16 protein-coding genes are annotated in these 17,201 nt (G+C 73.2%); 10 read left to right on the forward strand and 6 right to left on the reverse strand.

All coding sequences use genetic code 11. From position 1 onward, the window contains the following. The coding region (locus tag ABD296_RS27055) for an RICIN domain-containing protein (RefSeq protein ID WP_344272853.1) at positions 1 to 552 on the forward strand (552 nt) is incomplete at its 5' end. A gap of 19 nt (positions 553 to 571) precedes the next feature. On the opposite strand, the gene ABD296_RS27060 is transcribed toward ABD296_RS27055, so the two are convergent. Then, entirely contained in the window at positions 572 to 1,843 is a 1,272-nt protein-coding gene (locus tag ABD296_RS27060; RefSeq protein ID WP_344272856.1) for a PucR family transcriptional regulator, read from the reverse strand. A 139-nt stretch (positions 1,844 to 1,982) separates the two neighbouring features. On the opposite strand from ABD296_RS27060, the gene nth reads away from it, so the two are divergent. The 3 genes from nth to ABD296_RS27075 all read left to right on the forward strand — a co-directional run bounded on the left by nth (position 1,983) and on the right by ABD296_RS27075 (position 4,955). Next, on the forward strand, positions 1,983 to 2,834 hold the full coding sequence (nth, locus tag ABD296_RS27065; RefSeq protein WP_344272859.1) for an endonuclease III: 852 nt from the start codon (positions 1,983 to 1,985) through the stop codon (positions 2,832 to 2,834). An 82-nt stretch (positions 2,835 to 2,916) separates the two neighbouring features. Beyond that, complete coding sequence (locus ABD296_RS27070) at positions 2,917 to 3,576, forward strand: NUDIX hydrolase (RefSeq protein WP_455363866.1); 660 nt, start codon at positions 2,917 to 2,919, stop codon at positions 3,574 to 3,576. Between the two features lie 182 nt (positions 3,577 to 3,758). Further along, positions 3,759 to 4,955 carry a MarP family serine protease gene (locus ABD296_RS27075; RefSeq protein ID WP_344272862.1) on the forward strand — a complete coding sequence of 399 codons (1,197 nt, stop codon included), beginning with the start codon at positions 3,759 to 3,761 and terminating at the stop codon, positions 4,953 to 4,955. Positions 4,956 to 4,962: 7 nt separating this feature from the next. On the opposite strand, the gene ABD296_RS27080 is transcribed toward ABD296_RS27075, so the two are convergent. From ABD296_RS27080 to acs, 5 genes are all read right to left on the reverse strand, one after another. After that, complete coding sequence (locus ABD296_RS27080; RefSeq protein ID WP_344272865.1) at positions 4,963 to 5,319, reverse strand: DUF309 domain-containing protein; 357 nt, start codon at positions 5,317 to 5,319, stop codon at positions 4,963 to 4,965. A 158-nt stretch (positions 5,320 to 5,477) separates the two neighbouring features. Then, the gene (locus ABD296_RS27085) at positions 5,478 to 6,401 is read right to left on the reverse strand and encodes an alpha/beta fold hydrolase (protein ID WP_344272868.1); all 924 of its coding nucleotides are present in this window, start codon (positions 6,399 to 6,401) and stop codon (positions 5,478 to 5,480) included. An 8-nt stretch (positions 6,402 to 6,409) separates the two neighbouring features. Then, on the reverse strand, positions 6,410 to 6,841 hold the full coding sequence (locus tag ABD296_RS27090) for a phage holin family protein (protein ID WP_344272871.1): 432 nt from the start codon (positions 6,839 to 6,841) through the stop codon (positions 6,410 to 6,412). 28 nt (positions 6,842 to 6,869) lie between these two features. Further along, the gene (nhaA, locus tag ABD296_RS27095) at positions 6,870 to 8,114 is read right to left on the reverse strand and encodes a Na+/H+ antiporter NhaA (RefSeq protein WP_344272874.1); all 1,245 of its coding nucleotides are present in this window, start codon (positions 8,112 to 8,114) and stop codon (positions 6,870 to 6,872) included. A 256-nt stretch (positions 8,115 to 8,370) separates the two neighbouring features. After that, entirely contained in the window at positions 8,371 to 10,338 is a 1,968-nt protein-coding gene (gene acs / locus ABD296_RS27100; RefSeq protein WP_344272877.1) for an acetate--CoA ligase, read from the reverse strand. Between the two features lie 245 nt (positions 10,339 to 10,583). Between acs and ABD296_RS27105 the strand changes: the two genes are divergently transcribed. From ABD296_RS27105 to ABD296_RS27130, 6 genes are all read left to right on the forward strand, one after another. Continuing rightward, the gene (locus tag ABD296_RS27105; protein WP_344272880.1) at positions 10,584 to 11,375 is read left to right on the forward strand and encodes a Fic family protein; all 792 of its coding nucleotides are present in this window, start codon (positions 10,584 to 10,586) and stop codon (positions 11,373 to 11,375) included. A 35-nt stretch (positions 11,376 to 11,410) separates the two neighbouring features. Further along, the gene (locus ABD296_RS27110; RefSeq protein WP_344272883.1) at positions 11,411 to 12,031 is read left to right on the forward strand and encodes a pentapeptide repeat-containing protein; all 621 of its coding nucleotides are present in this window, start codon (positions 11,411 to 11,413) and stop codon (positions 12,029 to 12,031) included. 958 nt (positions 12,032 to 12,989) lie between these two features. Further along, on the forward strand, positions 12,990 to 14,066 hold the full coding sequence (ssd, locus tag ABD296_RS27115; RefSeq protein WP_344272886.1) for a septum site-determining protein Ssd: 1,077 nt from the start codon (positions 12,990 to 12,992) through the stop codon (positions 14,064 to 14,066). Continuing rightward, entirely contained in the window at positions 14,063 to 14,344 is a 282-nt protein-coding gene (locus ABD296_RS27120) for a hypothetical protein (protein ID WP_344272889.1), read from the forward strand. Before ssd ends, ABD296_RS27120 begins: the two co-directional genes overlap by 4 nt. Continuing rightward, entirely contained in the window at positions 14,341 to 15,498 is a 1,158-nt protein-coding gene (locus tag ABD296_RS27125; RefSeq protein ID WP_344272892.1) for a TadA family conjugal transfer-associated ATPase, read from the forward strand. Before ABD296_RS27120 ends, ABD296_RS27125 begins: the two co-directional genes overlap by 4 nt. After that, complete coding sequence (locus ABD296_RS27130) at positions 15,495 to 16,211, forward strand: type II secretion system F family protein (RefSeq protein WP_344272895.1); 717 nt, start codon at positions 15,495 to 15,497, stop codon at positions 16,209 to 16,211. The genes ABD296_RS27125 and ABD296_RS27130 overlap by 4 nt, the downstream gene beginning before the upstream one ends. The last annotated feature ends 990 nt before the right edge of the window (positions 16,212 to 17,201 follow it).

The following is a 17,201-nucleotide window of genomic DNA, read 5'->3' on the forward strand; positions in this document are numbered from 1 at the left end:
GTCGCGCCGGCGGCGACCGCGAGCACGGCCGCGGCGGCGAAGGAGCCGGCGGCGCCCGACAAGCCCGACCACGCCCGCGGCCAGAAGCGCGGCGGGCAGGCAGCGCCCGGCGGCTCGAACGGCGCGCCCGCAGGCGGCGGCGGCTCGGGGGCGGGCAGTGCCAACCGCGTGCGCAACACCACCTTGCAGTCCTGCCTGGCCCCCTCCGGTACCGACGTCGTGCAGCGGTCCTGTACCGACTCCTCGACGGAGTGGCGGCGCAAGAACACCTCCGGCGGCTTCACCCTGACGAGCGTCTCCACCGGGAAATGCATGGCCCGCGGGCAGCTGTCGGCCGGGCCCATGTGGGAAGGCGGCCAGCAGTACTCCGTCGTCATGGCGCCCTGCGGCGGGTCCGACCAGGTGTGGAAGCTGGTGCGGTTCGGCGGCGTCTACCGGCTGGCCAACGGCGACGGCTGGTACCTGCAGGCCAGCTGGTCGGGCCTGGTGCCGGTGACGCTGAAGCCGTCCTCGTACGCGGGGATGGCCGCCCAGGGCTGGGCCGTGAGCTGACCGTCCCCGCTCACCGGGGTCAGCCGTAGCGGAGCTGGTCGCGCGCGGACGGCTCGGGGTTGAGCGCGAGCCACGCCCGCAGCGCCATGTGCAGCTCCAGCCGGTCCGACGTCGCGTGGATCGTGTCGCCGAACAGGTCCTCGAGCTGGCGGAACCGGTACCGGACGGTCTGCGGGTGGACGTGCAGGTGGCCGGAGACCGCCGTGGCGTTGAACCCGCACTCCAGCGACGCCAGCAGGGTCTCGGCGAGCCGGTGCCGCTGCGCCGGGCGGGCGGCCAGCAGCGGCGCCAGCCGCCGCTCGATCACCTTCTCGACCAGCTCCCGCTCCCGCATCATCACGATGATCGGCATGTGCATCTCGGCGGCGATGGGGGTGTCCCGCGCGGCCGGGTCCTCGTCGATCAGGCCCTGGTCGGCGAGGTCCAGCGCGTCCCGCGCCCAGCGCAGCGACCGCGCCGCGCCGGTCGGCTCGACGGCCGGGCCGATCGCGGCGGTCCAGCCGTCCAGCCGCCGTTCCAGCAGCCGGGCGCGGCCGGGGCCCTCCGGGTCCGGGACGATCAGGCACGGCTCGGCGCGGTGCAGGCCGAGCAGCACGTCGGTGCGCAGCGACGGCCGCCGGGTCTCGGGGCCGCGCTCGCGCAGCGCCACGGCCGCGACCGTCCGGGGCAGCGGCCAGGACGCCTCGCCGGCGACCTCCCGCAGGTGCCGCGGGGCCGGGACGGGCTCGTCCAGCAGCAGGTCCAGCAGCCGGCGCCGGTGGTCCTGCTGCGCGCCGGCCGCCCGCGCGGCGGCGTCGGCGTGGCCAGCGGCGACCGCCGACGCGAGCTGGTTCATGTAGTCGAACACCGCGTTCGCGATCCCCGCCATGGTGGGGGCGCCGGCCCGGTAGCCGAGCCGTCCCGCCCGCTCGGTGAGCTGCTCGACCGCGACGCCGGCGCCGATCCGGGTCGCCGCGTGCCAGGACTCCAGCGTGCGTCCCTCGCCGGCCTCGCCGGCCCCGATCCGCCGCCAGAAGTCCAGGACGTCGGCGGAGGAGACGCCCGGATCGGCCAGCAGGTCGAGGAAGTGGCCGATGGCGCACTCGACCGCGGCCTCCAGCCCCCGGGTGTACCGGGGGTCGTGGGGCCGGACGAACTCCGGCAGCCGCTTCTCGATCCGGCGCGTCGCCTCCACGGCGACGGCGGGCACCTGCCCGCGCAGCTCACGGGCCAGCCCGGCGGAGCCGTCGAAGGACAGGCCGAGCTCGATGCGGCGGACGGGAAGGGGAACCACCTGGCTGAAGTCAGACAATGAGATCTCCTTCGCGGGGGACGAGGTACACAAGAGACGGCCGGAACCGCCCGCGATTACGGACTTTCTCCGGAGATTTCTCCGCGCCGGTACCGCTGCCGGCGAGGTTCTAGGCTTGGCGTATGACGACGGAGCCGGCATGACCGCGGAGGCGGACGGCAAGACGCAGGGCGGAAAGGCGCGCGCGCCGCGAGGCGATAAGGCGGGCGCCGCGCGAGGCGAGAAGGAGGGCGCGGCGCGGGGCGGGAAGGCCGGCGCGCAGCCGGGCGGGGCGGCGCGGGCGCGCAGGTTCCGCGACGAGACCAGGACCGGGTTGGTGCGGCGCGCGCGCAGGATGAACCGGGTGCTGGCCGAGACCTACCCCGACGCGCACTGCGAGCTGGACTTCGGCACCCCGTTCCAGCTGCTGGTCGCGACCGTCCTGTCGGCGCAGACCACCGACAAGCGGGTGAACCTGACGACCCCGGCACTGTTCGCCAAGTACCCCACCCCGGAGGACTTGGCCGCCGCCGACCCCGAGGACGTCGAGACGCTGTTGAAGCCGACCGGGTTCTTCCGGGCCAAGACCAAGTCCGTGATGGGGCTGTCGGTCGCGCTCCGCGACCGGTTCGGCGGCGAGGTCCCCGGACGGCTGGAAGACCTCGTCACCCTGCCGGGCGTCGGCCGCAAGACCGCCAACGTCGTGCTGGGCAACGCGTTCGACGTGCCGGGCATCACCGTCGACACCCACTTCGGTCGCCTGGTCAACCGGTTCGGCTGGACCGCCGAGGACGACCCGGTCAAGGTCGAGAAGGAGATCGGCGAGATGTTCCCCCGCAAGGACTGGACGATGCTGTCGCATCGGCTGATCTGGCACGGCCGCCGGATCTGCCACGCGCGCCGTCCCGCCTGCGGGGCGTGCCCGCTCGCCAAGGACTGCCCGTCCTACGGCACCGGGCCCGTCGACGCCGAGGCGGCCGGCAAGCTCGTCAAGCCCGGCCCGTTCTCGTGATCCGCCCCGGTACGGGGGACGGCCGGAGGCTGGAACGGTTCCCATCGGGAAGGAACGCGGGCGTTCCGGAGTTGGGAGTGGCGTGACCGAGACCGCATCCACCTGCCCGCCGTGGCTCGACCGCTTCCGCGCCGAGGCGCCGCGGATGCCGGTGCCGCCGATGTTCGAGCCGGAGCCCGGCGCCCGCGCCGCCGCCGTGCTGATCCTGTTCGGCGAGGGCCCGGACGGCCCGGACGTCCTGCTCACCGAGCGGGCCGCGACGCTGTCCAACCATGCCGGGCAGCCCGCCTTCCCGGGCGGCCGCATCGACGACTGCGACGAGGGGCCGGTCGCGGCGGCGCTGCGGGAGGCGTGGGAGGAGGCCGGCGTCGAGCCGTCCGGCGTGGACGTGCTCTGCACGCTGCCCGAGCTGTACCTGTCGCACAGCCGGCACCGGGTCACGCCGGTCGCGGGCTGGTGGCGGGAGCCGTCGGAGATCGCGCCTGGCCATCCGGGCGAGGTCGCCACGGTCGCGCGGGTGCCGATTCGCGACCTGGCCGACCCGGCGAACCGGCTGACCGTCAAGCACCCGTCCGGGTTCAGGATGGGCCCGGCGTTCCGCGCCGGCGGCATGCTGGTGTGGGGCTTCACCGCGGCGGTGCTGACGCAGGTGCTGGTGGCGGGCGGCTGGGACCGCCCCTGGGACACCGGTCACGTCGAGGACCTGCCGCCGGACGTGCTGACCCTGGCCTCCCGCGGCTGACCCGCCGGGCGACCGCGCGGCGGCCCCGCCGAGGCTCCCGGATCCGCGCAGGTCACGGCCGCGGCGTCATCCTGGGCGCGGATCCGCGCCGCCCGTCGTCGCCCTGCACGGTCACTCGCGCCAGGGCAAACTGGTCCGTCGAGGGGACGTGAAGCGGCCCCGGCGCACTATACGGTGAAGCGGTGCTGCACGACCACGTTCTCGATCTCATCCTGCTCGTGCTCGTCGTGCTGTTCGGAGTCTCGGGGTACCGGCAGGGGTTCATCGTCAGCCTGCTGAGCTTCGTCGGCTTCGTCGGCGGCGGGGTGATCGGGGTGCTCATCGCGCCGCCGATCGCGGAGGCCACCGTGAACGGGGCCGCGCAGCAGGCGCTGCTCGCCATCGTGGTCGCGTTCCTCGCCGCCACCCTCGGGCAGCTGATCGCCTCGTCGGTCGGCGCGGTGCTGCGCAACCGGGTCACCGGGCTGAACGCGCGCACCGCGGACGCGGTCGGCGGCACCGTCGTCAGCGCGCTGTCGCTGCTGGTCGTCGCCTGGTTCTTCGGGAACCTGGTGGCGAACTCGGAGTTCAGGCCGGTGCGCACGCAGGTCAAGGGCTCGGCGATCATAAAGGGCATCAACGGGGTGATGCCCGCGCAGGCGCAGACCTGGTTCACCTCGTTCCAGGGGTTCGTGAAGAACAGCGAGTTCCCGCAGGTCTTCAACGGGCTCGGCGGCGAGTCGGTGGTGCAGGTGCCGCCGCCGGACGAGTCGGTGCTCAACACCGAGGGCCTGCAGAGCGCCAAGAACAGCATCGTCAAGGTCGTCAGCACCGCGCCGCAGTGCCAGCGCCGCATCGAGGGCACCGGGTTCGTGTTCGCGCCGCACCACATCATGACGAACGCGCACGTCGTCGCGGGCGCCCGGGGAACGTCGGTCGTCGAGACCCGCACCGGCGGCAAGACCCGCGGCCGGGTCGTGCTGTACGACCCGAAGCGCGACATCGCGGTGCTGTACGTGCCGGGGCTGGAGGCGCGGCCGCTGAAGTTCGCCGGGGAGGCGCGGGTCCGCGACAGCGCGATCATCGCCGGGTTCCCGAAGAACCAGCCGTTCACGCCGGGTGCCGCCCGGATCCGCGCCCGGCAGACCGCGCGGGGCCCGGACATCTACCACGCCGGCCAGGTCAGCCGGGAGATCTACGCGATCCGCGGGAAGGTCGAGCCGGGCAACTCCGGCGGGCCGCTGCTGTCCACCGACGGCCGCGTCTACGGGGTCATCTTCGCGGCGGCGCTCGACACCCCCTCCACGGGGTACGCGCTGACCGCCGAGGAGGTCGCGCCGGACGCCAAGGCGGGCGTCGAGCTGACCAAGGCGGTCTTCACCCAGAGCTGCTCGGACTGACCCCCGCTTACGGCGCGGTGAGGCGGAGCTTCACCGGGGTGTCCTCCGGGTGTTCCGCCAGCGCGCGCGCCCGCTCGACGATGCCGCGCACGTCGACGCGGTGCGGCGGCGTTTCCCCGTAGGGCTCGATGCGATCGGCGGCGCGGCTCAGCAGTGCTGTCGCACCGCGCTGGTTTCCCCGCCGCAGGTGGGTGATGCCTACGGCGACCTGGGCGAGGCCTCTCCACAGCTCCCGTTCCGCCTCCGGAGCGGCCTTCCAGACGGCTTCGAGCACCTCGTGCGCATGGAAGGGGCGGTCCTCGTCCAGGAGACGCTGCGCTTCCACCAATGCCTCTGCGACGGGCATGTCGAGGTCGTCCGGCATCGTGGGGATGCCGGTGGTGCCATGAGGCAGCGGACGACCGTACGCATCACGTGGCCGTGCGTTGCGTGGGCGTCCCGCCTCGTCCCGATCCCGCATCCCTCTACGGTACGCGCCGCAGCATTTCTCAGCGGGAGACGGCCCCGGCCGGCCGCGTGGGGTCAGCTGTCGGGTTCCGGGTCGGCCAGCCATCCGAGGAGCTGCGCGTCGAATGCGCGCGGACGCTCCTCGTGGGGGAAGTGCCCCGCGCCTTCGATGAGCTTCCACCGGTAGGGGGCCGCCACATAGCGTCCCGAGCCCCGTGCACTGGCCGGAAGGATGCAGGTGTCGAGGGCACCGTGCAACTGGAGCGTGGGCGCCTGGATCGGGGCGCGCATACGGTGCGCGTAGCGGATGCCGTCCGGACGGGCCTGCGACCTGATGAGCCACCGGTGGTACTCCAGCGCGCAGTGCGCCGTCCCGGGGATCTGCACCGCCTTGCGGACGAACCGCTCCGTGCGCTCATCCGGCCAGTCCGGACCGGACCAGTCGTGCAGCAGCCGGCCCGCCAGCTCCGCGTCGTCGCGGACGAGCCGCCGCTCCGGCCACATGGGGACCTGGAAGCCGAACGTGTGGCGCGCCGCCCACCCCTGCCCGCGCGGATCGCCCAGCACCGACCGCCGCAGCCGCAGCGGATGCGGCGCGCCGACCACCGCGAGCCGCTGGACGATCTTCGGGTGGTAGACCGCCATCGTCCACGCCAGCAGCCCGCCCCAGTCGTGCCCGCACACCACCGCGTTCGCCTCGCCGAGCGCCCGGACCAGCCCGGCGGCGTCCCCCGCCAGCGTGATCAGGTCGTAGCCGCGCGGGGGCTTGTCGCTGCCGCCGTACCCGCGCAGGTCGACGGCGACCGCCCGGTATCCGGCGCCGGCCAGCGACACCAGCTGGTGGTGCCACGCCCACCAGAACTCCGGGAAGCCGTGCAGCAGCAGGACCAGCGGCCCCTCCCCGGCCTCGGCGACGTGGAACCGGGTCCCGCCCGCGCTGACGGCGCGGTGCGTCCACGGCCCGTCGAGCTCGACCAGGGACGCCTCGTGCCCCGACATGGCGGGCGTCAGTCCGTCAGGGCGGGGGTGTCCGAGCCGCCGCGGTGCCGGAGCGCGGTGAAGTCGTCCTTCAGCGTCCGGCGCGTGCGCTTCGCCCCGTCGATCTTGCGCATGCGCAGGTAGCCGAAGGCGATCAGGCCGGCCGCGAGGACCAGGTAGATGCCGGACACGACCAGGAACGCGGCCCAGTGGTAGAGCCCGGCCGCGACGAGCCCGTAGGCCAGCGCGATCGACAGCAGGATGACGATCAGACCGCCGATCAGTGCGGCGATGGTGAACATCACGCTGCCGTAGGCGGCCTTCTTCGCGTCCGCCTTCAGCTCCAGCTTGGCCAGGTCCATCTCCGCCCTGACCAGCGCGGAGACGTTGCTCGACGCCAGCGCGACGAGCTCGCCGAGGGATTTCTCCTCGACACTCTCCCCCGGTAGTGCCTCGGACATAGCGCTCCTCTCCTTCCAGAGTCGGCCGTCATTCCGCCGGGCGCGGGCGCGCCCTTCTCCGGAAGACGACGGCGGCGGCCGCCGACGCGATGATGCTCGCGATCAGGACCGCTGTCGTCACTCTCTCGAATCGGGACGGGTCGGTATAGGCCAAACCGCCGATCAGCAGGGAAACGGTGAATCCCACCCCGGCGAGCATCGCGACCCCCGCGATCTCCCGCCAGCGCAGGTCCTCCCCGAGCGTCGCCAGGCCGAGCCGCACGGCCGTCCAGGCGCCGCCGAAGACTCCCACGAACTTACCGATCACCAGCCCGCAGATCACACCGAGGGCCGCCCGGTCGCCGAGAACGGCGCCGAGCGCGGGCCCGCTGAGCGCGACGCCCGCCGACAGGAACGCGAACACCGGCACGCAGAACCCCGCCGACAGCGGCCGCAGGACGCGGTCGGCCCGCTCGGCGTTCGTGGGCCGGTCGTCCGCCGTCTCCTTGGAACTCGTCAGCATTCCCAGGGCCACACCGGCGACGGTCGCGTGGATCCCGCTGCGCTGCACGCAGTACCAGGCGAGCAGGGCGATCGGCACGTAGAGCCACGGAGATCGGACATCTCTGGACTGCAGCAGCCCGTACACCACGATCAGCACGACTCCGATGCCGAGCCATGTCCAGTGCAGTGTCTCGGTGTAGAACAACGCGATGATGGTGATGGCGATCAGGTCGTCCACCACGGCGAGCGTCAGCAGGAACGCGCGCAGCGACGCCGGGCACGCCGAGAAGGTCACCGCCAGCACGGCCAGGGCGAACGCGATGTCGGTCGCCGTCGGCACGGCCCAGCCGCGCAGCGCGCCGGGCTCGCCCGCGCTCACGATGACGAAGATGAGCGCCGGCATCGCCACGCCCGCGGCCGCCGCGATCACCGGCAGCGCCGCGTCCCGCGGATCCCGCAGCTCCCCGTGCGTCAGCTCCTCGCGCAGTTCCAGGCCCGCGATGAAGAAGAACACCGCGAGCAGCCCGCCGGACGCCCAGTGCTGCACGTCCATGTGCCCGAGCTGCAGCCAGTGCGGGCTCAGCTCGTGCGACTGGAGGCTCCTGTAGGCGTCGGCCCACGGGGTGTTCGCCCAGACCAGCGCCACCACCGTCGCCAGCAGCATGACCACGCCGCCGACCGTCTCGGTGCGCAGCGCCTCGGCGACCTGGCCGCTGTACCGGACCGTCGGACGGAACGGCCAGACATGAGCGATGCGGCGCTTTTCGGGCGCGGCGGACGGGCGCGGCATGCGATACCCCCGGGAAGGCGGCGGACGGTCGGACGCGGAGCCCCGCCCGCACCTCGCGGGCCCCGACCTACCTGCGGGAATGGGGCGTCCCCTGCCGACCAGACTTCCCGGCGCACCTGATCACCAGGCTACCCGCTCGCCCGCACCGCGAACGGCGACGGCCCGCGCCGGAGCGCCGAACAACGCTCCCGCACGGGCCGTCCCAGCCCCGCTCCTTGGATCCGGTGTACCTGCACCGACCAGGAGAAAGACCCGATCAGTCTTCGGACTTGGTGCTCGGCAGCTTCTCGGAGATCAGGTCCATCACCGTGCTGTCGGCGAGCGTCGACACGTCGCCGATGCTGCGGTTCTCCGCCACGTCCCGCAGCAGCCGCCGCATGATCTTGCCGGACCGGGTCTTCGGCAGCTCCGGCACCATCATGATCTGCCGCGGCTTGGCGATCGGGCCGAGCGTCCTGGACACGTGGTCGCGCAGCTCGGCCAGGAACTCGGCGCCCTCGACCTCCTCGCCGGCGCTGCCGCGCGGGATCACGAACGACACGATCGCCTGCCCGGTCACCGGGTCGGTCGCGCCGACGACCGCCGCCTCGGCCACCTTCGGGTGCGAGACCAGCGCCGACTCCACCTCCGTGGTGGAGATGTTGTGCCCGGACACCAGCATCACGTCGTCGACCCGGCCGAGCAGCCAGATGTCGCCGTCCGCGTCCTTCTTCGCGCCGTCGCCGGCGAAGTACTTGCCCTCGAAGCGCGACCAGTACGTCTTGATGTACCGCTCGTCGTCGCCCCAGATCGTCCGCAGCATGCCGGGCCACGGCTCGGTGAGCACCAGGAACCCGCCGCCGCCGTTCGGCACCGGCTGCCCCTGGTCGTCCACCACCTCGGCGGAGACGCCCGGCAGCGGGCGCATCGCCGCGCCCGGCTTCCCGGCCGTCACGCCCGGCAGCGGGCTGATCATGATGCCGCCCGTCTCGGTCTGCCACCACGTGTCGACCACCGGCGTCTTGCTCGCCCCGATGTTCTCGCGGTACCAGATGTACGCCTCGGGGTTGATGGGCTCGCCCACCGACCCCAGTACGCGCAGCGACGACAGGTCGTACTGCGCGGGGATGTCGTCGCCCCACTTCATGAACGTGCGGATCGCGGTGGGCGCCGTGTAGAAGATGGACACCTTGTACTTCTGGATGATGTCCCACCAGCGGCCCTTGTTGGGCGTGTCCGGCGTGCCCTCGTACATGACGCTGGTGGCGCCGTTGGCGAGCGGCCCGTACACGATGTAGGAGTGGCCCGTCACCCAGCCGATGTCGGCCGAGCACCAGTAGACGTCCGTCTCCGGCTTGAGGTCGAACACCGCGTTGTGGGTGTAGGCGCACTGCGTCAGGTATCCGCCGGTGGTGTGCAGGATGCCCTTCGGCTTCCCCGTCGTACCCGAGGTGTACAGGATGTACAGAGGGTGCTCGGCGTCCATCGGCTCGGCGGTGTGCTCGTCGCTCTGCCGCTCCACGATGTCCTGCCACCAGACGTCGCGCTCGTTCTCCGCGACGTCCTCGCCGGTGCGGCGGACGACCAGGACGTGCTCGATCGTCGGCGTCTGCGCGACCGCCTCGTCCACGGTCGGCTTCAGCGCGGACGGCTTGCCGCGCCGGTACCCGCCGTCGGCGGTGATGACCAGCTTGGCCTGCGCGTCGTCGATGCGGGTGCGCAGCGCCTCGGAGGAGAAGCCGCCGAACACCACCGAGTGGGTGGCGCCGATCCGCGCGCACGCCAGCATCGAGATCGGCAGCTCCGGGATCATCGGAAGGTAGATCGCGACCCGGTCGCCCTTGCGGACGCCGAGCTCCAGCAGGGCGTTGGCGGCCTTGTTCACCTCCCGCTGCAGGTCGGCGTAGGTGATGGTGCGGGTGTCCCCGGGCTCGCCCTCCCAGTGGTAGGCGATCTTCGCGCCGAGGCCGGCCTCGACGTGCCGGTCGACGCAGTTGTAGGCGGCGTTCAGCTCGCCCCCCACGAACCACTTGGCGAACGGCGGCTTGCTCCAGTCCAGGACCTCGTCCCAGCGCTTGGACCAGGCCAGCCGTTCGGCCTGCTTCGCCCAGTAGCCCAGGCGGTCCGCGGCGGCCTCGTCGTACGCCTCGGCCGTGACGTTCGCCGCTGCGGCGAGCTCGGCGGGCGGGGGGAAGCTCCGCGTCTCCTGCAGAAGGTTCGACAGTGTCTCGTGGCTCTGGCTCAACGCGTACTCCTTGCTAGCTGAACGGGGGTCGCCCGGTATCCCCACTCCACCAGGAAGGTCCCGTCCCCACAAGGCCGCATTCCCGAGTGTCGGGGAAGAGCGCGACCGGCGCCCGAGGCTCCGGATGATGTGTGATGCCCGACACACAGTGCCTTCCCAATGCCGCGCCTCGGGAACCGCCTCCGTTCTACGCGCGCGCGGGGCGTGTGCGCGAGCGTTACCGGCGACCGCATAAAGTCGGGCGCGTGACCGATGCCCTTGCACAGATTGCGAACCTGCCCGGCGTCCCGGACGCCGTCGCCGATGCGCGGTCCGCCGTGGACCGGCTGCTCGGCCACCGCATCCTGCGGCGCCGCAGCGCCGAGGTGTCCACCGAGTCGGCGCTGCGCGGCGCGCGCGCGTCCGCCGTGCTGGAAGGCGCATCGGTCACTCTGGAGGACCTGCGTACCACCGAGAACCCCACGGACCCGGTCGTCCAAGGGGCGCTGCGGGTGTCGGCGGAACTCGGCACCCTCGCCGAGACGTGGCGGCAGGCGCCCCGCCAGGTCCTCGCGCGCCTGCACGTACTGGCCGCGGCCGACGCCGTCGACAGTGCCGATCTCGGACGTCCCCGTAGCGACGACCACCCCGTGAAGGACGTGCTCGGGCTGGGCGAGCCGCCGTCCGCGGCCGAGGTGGCGGCGCGCCTGGACGCCCTTAGCGGGCTCCTCACCCAGCCCACCAAGGCCCCCGCGCTCGTGGTGGCCGCCATCGTGCACGGCGAGCTGCTGACATTGCGGACGTTCGGCTGGGGAGACGGCATCATCGCCCGCGGCGCACAGCGCCTCACCCTCGTCGCCCGCGGCCTCGACCCGAAATCGCTGGTCGCTCCTGAGGTCGGCCATGCGGAACTGGCCGGCGACTACGCCGAGGCACTGCGCGCCTATGCGTCCGGGACGCCCGAGGGCGTCGCCCAGTGGGTCGGGCACTGCTCGGCCGCCGTGGCCGCCGCGGCCCGCGACTCGCAGGCCATCTGCGAAGCCTTCATGCGCGGCTGACGCCTTCTGTCGGTGGCGGCCGCCATGCTGTGTCGATGGCCGAACGGAAGGACGGGCGCCCGGCGGCGCCCACCGAGACCACCATCGCGTCCGCCGACTGGGATTCGCGCGACCTGACCGGCGAGCGGCACGAGCGCGTCCTGTTCGTGGACGTCGACATGACCGAGGCGGCCGGCACCGGCGCGGTGTTCACCGAGTGCACCTTCCGCGGCGTCCGCTTCAACGCCTCCACGCACACCGACGCCGCGTTCCTGAACTGCACGTTCGTCCGCTGCGGCTTCTTCGACGCGACCTTCGCGGGCTGCAAGGTCGTCGGCGGGATGTTCGACGGCTGCACCTACGACCTGATGAAGGTCATCGGAGGCGACTGGTCCTTCACCGGGCTGCCCGGCGCCGACCTGCGCCGCGCGTCGTTCACCGACGTCCGCCTGCGCGAGGCCGACCTTACGGGCGCGCGGTGCGCGGGCGCGACGCTGCGCGGCCTCGACCTGTCGGGCGCCTGGCTGCACAAGGCCGACCTGTCCCGCTGCGACCTGCGCGGAAGCGACATCTCCTCGATCGACCCGCACACCGTGGAGTTGCGGGGAGCGGTGATCGACCCCTACCAGGCGGTCGTGCTCGCGACTGCGCTGGGCCTGGAGGTCCGAAGCGACTGACGGAGAGATTCGGGGCGGCGCCGGGGCGGCGGCGGACATGGCGAACGGCGCCCGCTGGGAGCGCCGCCGCCGATCACGTCACACCGGGTTACCAAGCGTGCACCTCACTATCGTCGGATCGGGTCAAGCCCGTCTCGACGCGCCTCCCGCGGCTGGTCGCGCGTGGGTGCCCGGGTGCCGTGCCCGGACCTGTGGTCCGTAAATCCTGTCTACGCCTCATTTGCCCAGTTGACAAGCCCTGGAACGGAAACCCGGGCGGCCTTGGACCGGCGCCGCGCGCCCCGGTCGCCGCCCCTTCTTCATCCGGTAAGGGACGAAATGCGCAATTTCGGGCTATCCGTAACCGGACCTTCGGCCGCCAAAACGATCACGCAGTGTGATCGTTTCTTTTTGGCCGCCGATCGCACGCTCGACCGGAAAAATCTTTGGTTCTCCGGTACGCTCCCACTTCCGTCCCGTTGCAGTCCGTATGGGGCGGGACGGCCCCCCGCGGCCCCCGCTCCGCCCTGCGGCGCGGGGATCCGGAGCGGTACGCCTTCGACAGATGAGGATAAACACCGTTCTCCGGGCGAGTTTACGGCTCGACGGAACTCGCGGCGGCCGGGCAGCATAAGTTGTATCTGCTTAGACTGGAGACAGCGACTTTGCCTCTCCTATAGACCGGCCTTGCTAACGGCTCAGCCGATCTTCCCGAGACTTTCCTGGGAAAACGGACCGGCTCTACCCCCCCGGAGCCGGACCGTTCGGCGACCCCCGCTCTCCCCCCCGGCGGGGGTCGCCCAAGCATGCGGCGGGCGGACGGTGGCACGTCAGAACCGTCCGCCCGCCGTGCTGTTTCCCCCTTCACCGCGTCCCCCTTGACCTGCGGACGCGGAGAGTTATCCACAATTCACGGAACGCTTTCGCCCGGCCGGGGCGGCGCCGCAGGCTGGAGTCCTCCGAACGCACGGGAGGATCCATGAACATCGCGGCACTGATCATCACGGCCGACCCCGCCGTCGCCGACGCCCTGCTCCGCCTCGCCGCGGCCGCCGACGCGCACGCCGAGGTCGCGTCCGGCCCCGACGAGGCCCGCACCGCCTGGGCCTGGCCCGCCCTCGTCCTGGTCGGCGAGGACGCCGCCGCGGACATCACGGCCGCCGGCCTGCCCCGCCGGGGCGGCGTCGTCCTGGTCGCCGGCGCGGCCTCCGCCGAGGCGTACCGCACGGCGGTCCAGATCGGCGCGCAGGACGTCGCCGTGCTGCCCGACCACGAGCAGTGGCTGATCGACGCGTTCGCCGCCGCGAGCGAACCCGACGGCGGGCGGGCCACCACGATCTGCGTCGCCGGGTCGCGCGGCGGCGTGGGCGCCAGCGTCCTGGCCGACGCGCTCGGCGTCACCGCCGCCGGGAGCGGCCTGCGCACCCTCCTCGTCGACGCCGACCCGCTCGGCGGCGGCGTCGACCTCATGCTGGGCCTGGAGGGACACGAGGGCGCGCGCTGGCCCGACCTCGCCGAGCGACACGGCCGGCTGAACGCCGCCACGCTCCGCGACACCCTCCCGTGCACCGGCGACCTGTCGGTCCTGTCCTGGCGGCGCGGCGAGTCGGCGCCGATCGCCGGCGCGGCGGTGCAGTCGCTGTTCGACGCCGCCGCCCGCGGCTTCGACCTGGTGATCGCCGACGTGCCGCGCTTTCCCGGCGACATCGGCCGCGCCGCGCTGCGCGCCTCCGACGTCACGTTCCTGCTCGTCCCCGCCGAGGTCCGCGCCACCGTCGCCGCCGACGGCCTCGCCGCCGCCCTGCGCCGCGAGACCGGCGACCTGCGCCTGATCGTGCAGGGCCCGTCCCCGGGCGGCCTGACGCCCGGGGCGGTCACCCAGGCCCTCGGCCTCCCCGTCGCCGGCGTCTTCGAACGCGACCGCCGCCTCCCCGCCGCGGTCGAGGAGGGCGCCCTCGCCCGCGCCTGCCGCCGCGGCCCCCTCGCCGACTTCTGCTCCCGCCTCCTCGCGGACCTCTCCCTCCAGCCCTACGCCCACCGCGAGGAAGCAGCATGAACCCCTCCACCCCCAACCCCCCACCCACCACCGCCGTGGTCGCCGTCGCGGTCGCCACCCCCGCCACCGCCACCCCCGCCACCGCCGGCGCCGCCACTACCGCCGCCACCCCCGCGGTCGTCGCCACCGCCACCGCAGTCGTCGCCACCACCGAGATCGTCGCCAGCACCACCGCCGTGGTCGCCGTCGCGGTCACCGTCCTCGCCGTCGCCACAGTCGCGGTCGCCACCGTCGCCACGGACGACGGAAAGTGGCCCATCAGCTTGGAGCCGACATGACGCGGCTCTCGTCGGCCGTTCGCGACAGGCTGGCGGACGCGGGCGGGGAGGCGACCGCGGGACGCGTCGCGGCGGCGCTGCGCGCCGAGGGCAGGCTGCTCGGCGACCGCGAGGTCCTCGCGCTCGCCGACGAGCTGCGCGCCGAGTTCGTGGGTGCGGGCCCCCTCGAACCGCTGCTGCGGTCACCCGAGGTCACCGACGTCCTGGTGAACGGCCCCGGCGAGGTCTGGGTCGACGCCGGCTCCGGTCTCGTCCGCACCGAGCTGCGGTTCCCGGACGAGGCCGCCGTGCGCCGCCTGGCGCAGCGCCTCACCGCAGCCGCGGGCCGCCGCCTCGACGACGCGTCCCCCTACGCCGACGCGCGGCTCCCCGGCGGCGTCCGGCTGCACGCCATCCTCCCGCCGGTCGCCGCGAACGGCACCTGCCTCTCGCTCCGCCTTCCCCGCCGCCGCGCCTTCACCCTCGACGAACTCGTCGCGGCCGAAGCCGTCCCTCCCGAGGGCGCCGCCCTGCTCTCCGCCCTCATCGAGACCCGCGCCGCCTTCCTGGTCACCGGAGGCACCGGCACCGGCAAAACCACCCTGCTCAGCGGCCTTCTCTCGCTCGCCGATCCAGGGGAACGGCTTCTCCTCGTCGAGGACTCGGCCGAGCTGCGTCCGACGCACCCCCACGTCGTCCGTCTCGAAGCCCGCCCGCCCAACGTGGAGGGCGCGGGCGGCGTCACGCTGAACGACCTCGTCCGCCAAGCCCTCCGCATGCGCCCCGACCGCCTCGTCGTCGGCGAGGTCAGAGGCCCGGAAGTCGTCGTTTTGCTCCAAGCCCTCAACACGGGACATGAAGGCGGCTGCGGCACCCTGCATGCGAACGCCGCCGCGGACGTCCCGGCGCGCCTGGAGGCACTGGCCTGCGCGGCAGGCCTGTCCCGCGAGGCGGTCCACAGCCAGCTCGCCGCCGCCCTCGACGTGGTCGTCCACCTCGTCCGCGAACCGGGCGGCGGGCGCCGCCGCGTCGCCGAGGTCTGCTTGCTGCGCCGCGCCGCAGACGGCCTGGTCGGCGTGCTGCCCGCGGTCACCTTCACCACGACCGGACGGATGATCGCTGCCGAGGGGGCCGGCGCCCTCGCGGCCCGGCTCCAGAACCGGTGGGCGCCATGATCGACGTCATTGCGCCCGCCGCCCTTTGCTGCGCCGCCTCCGCCTGGCTGCTGCTCGGGCCGTCCACCGCCGGCCGTCGGCTGGACCGCCTCCTCGGCCCCGAACCTGCACCCGGCGGTCCACTTCCCGCCCTCAGGTCCCGCGTCGAGGCGATCAAGGAGCGCAGGGGCCGTCCTGGCCGCCGCCGCACCTCGGTCATCGAACTCTGCGACGGGATGGCCGCGGAACTGACCGCCGGTCGGACGCCGGAGGAGGCGTTCGCGCTGTCCGCCGCCGTCCTCGACCCGCACGTGTCCGCGGAAATCCTCGACCCGAAGCGGGCGCCCCCGTCGTTCCCCGCCCATCTCGCCGACCTGGCGAGCAAGCCGGGCGCCGAGGGCCTGCGCCTCCTCGCGGCCTGCTGGCGCATCGGCAGCGAACGCGGCGGCACCCTCGCCACCGTCCTGGACGGTCTGGCCGCCGCGCTCCGCGACGAAGAGGCCCAACGCCAGGACGTCGCGGTCCAACTCGCCGGCCCCCGCGCGACCGCGCGCCTGCTCGCCGCGCTGCCACTGCTCGGCACCGGCATGGCCGCCGCCCTGGGCGCCCACCCCCTCGCCTTCCTCTGCGGCTCTCTCCCCGGGCTGGCCTGTCTCAGCACCGGCATCGCCCTCAACGCGACCGGCCTCTACTGGACCCACCGCCTAGCCGAATCCGCCAAGACCCCAACCTGACCGACCTCACCAAACCCACGAGCCCAATGAACCGACCGCCCCGACAGACGCAGCCCGCGACACCCGCCCCAACTCAGCACGCAAGGCGAAAACTGCCCACCCCACCTTTGACAACACAGTCCCCGACACCCGCCCGACCCAGTACGCAAGGCGGCAACCCGACCCACCAGGCGGCATCCGACCCACCGCCCGGCCTCGCCCACCTTTGACAACAAAACCCCGCGACACCCGTCCGAACCAGCACGCAAGGCGGAAACCAGCCCCACAGCCCCCTCGGCGGCAGACGGGCCTGCGGCCCGTCCAGCGTGCCCCTGAATCCGACAAGGCCGCGCCATCAGATGTGACGGCGCACGGGCCTCCCGTCCCGACCCGATGCAACGTGGCACCCGGCGCCTTGACAGAGCACTGGCTTGGGGCCGTCCCGGAAGCGGCAGGCCGCCTCGCCGCTTAGGAATACGGAGCCCATCCCGGCGCGCCGTGCAGAGCGGCGGGCCGCCGAGCTGGCGGTTGCTTGACGGGGACGGGACAGCGGTCTGTCCCGTCCTGGGGCGGAAACCAGCGGCCCTCTCAGCGGCGGCACTTGGCCGAGCACGGGCTTGCGGGTTCGTCCTGACGCGGCTCGGAATCGGCAAGGTGCCTCGCTGCTCGCGCCGGTCGGAGCTGCGGACTACGGGTCCCGTCCCGATGCCCCGCTGGAAGGCGGCAGGCCGCCCGGCTGGCTGTTGCTATGGGGAAGGCGGCCCTGCGGTGCGTTCCGGCACGCCGCAGAAGGTGGCAGGCCGCCCCGCCAGCTGTTGCTTGAGGGGAGGCGGGCCCGCGGCTCGTCCGGCGCGGCGCGGAAACCAAGCGGGCTGCTCCGAAGGTTCCCGCGGTGCGTCAGGGAGCGGCGCGGAAGCCGGCGGGCTGAGCCGTCGGCCCTACCTGGGCTAACACGGGCGGCGGTCTCTCCCGGCCATGCAGGCGGGGCGCGGGGGAGTTGCGCCACCAGGG

Origin of the sequence: Actinomadura napierensis (assembly GCF_039529375.1) — a bacterium.
Classification (GTDB): Bacteria; Actinomycetota; Actinomycetes; order Streptosporangiales; family Streptosporangiaceae; genus Spirillospora; species Spirillospora napierensis.

Coding starts and splice junctions, on each gene's coding strand:
- ABD296_RS27090 (WP_344272871.1), bottom strand. CDS start 6,841: ATGTCCGAGGCACTACCGGGGGAGAGTGTCGAGGAGAAATCCCTCGGC.
- ABD296_RS27085 (WP_344272868.1), bottom strand. CDS start 6,401: ATGTCGGGGCACGAGGCGTCCCTGGTCGAGCTCGACGGGCCGTGGACG.
- ABD296_RS27120 (WP_344272889.1), top strand. CDS start 14,063: ATGAACCCCTCCACCCCCAACCCCCCACCCACCACCGCCGTGGTCGCC.
- ssd (WP_344272886.1), top strand. CDS start 12,990: ATGAACATCGCGGCACTGATCATCACGGCCGACCCCGCCGTCGCCGAC.
- ABD296_RS27125 (WP_344272892.1), top strand. CDS start 14,341: ATGACGCGGCTCTCGTCGGCCGTTCGCGACAGGCTGGCGGACGCGGGC.
- ABD296_RS27080 (WP_344272865.1), bottom strand. CDS start 5,319: ATGCCGGACGACCTCGACATGCCCGTCGCAGAGGCATTGGTGGAAGCG.
- ABD296_RS27130 (WP_344272895.1), top strand. CDS start 15,495: ATGATCGACGTCATTGCGCCCGCCGCCCTTTGCTGCGCCGCCTCCGCC.
- nth (WP_344272859.1), top strand. CDS start 1,983: ATGACCGCGGAGGCGGACGGCAAGACGCAGGGCGGAAAGGCGCGCGCG.
- nhaA (WP_344272874.1), bottom strand. CDS start 8,114: ATGCCGCGCCCGTCCGCCGCGCCCGAAAAGCGCCGCATCGCTCATGTC.
- ABD296_RS27110 (WP_344272883.1), top strand. CDS start 11,411: ATGGCCGAACGGAAGGACGGGCGCCCGGCGGCGCCCACCGAGACCACC.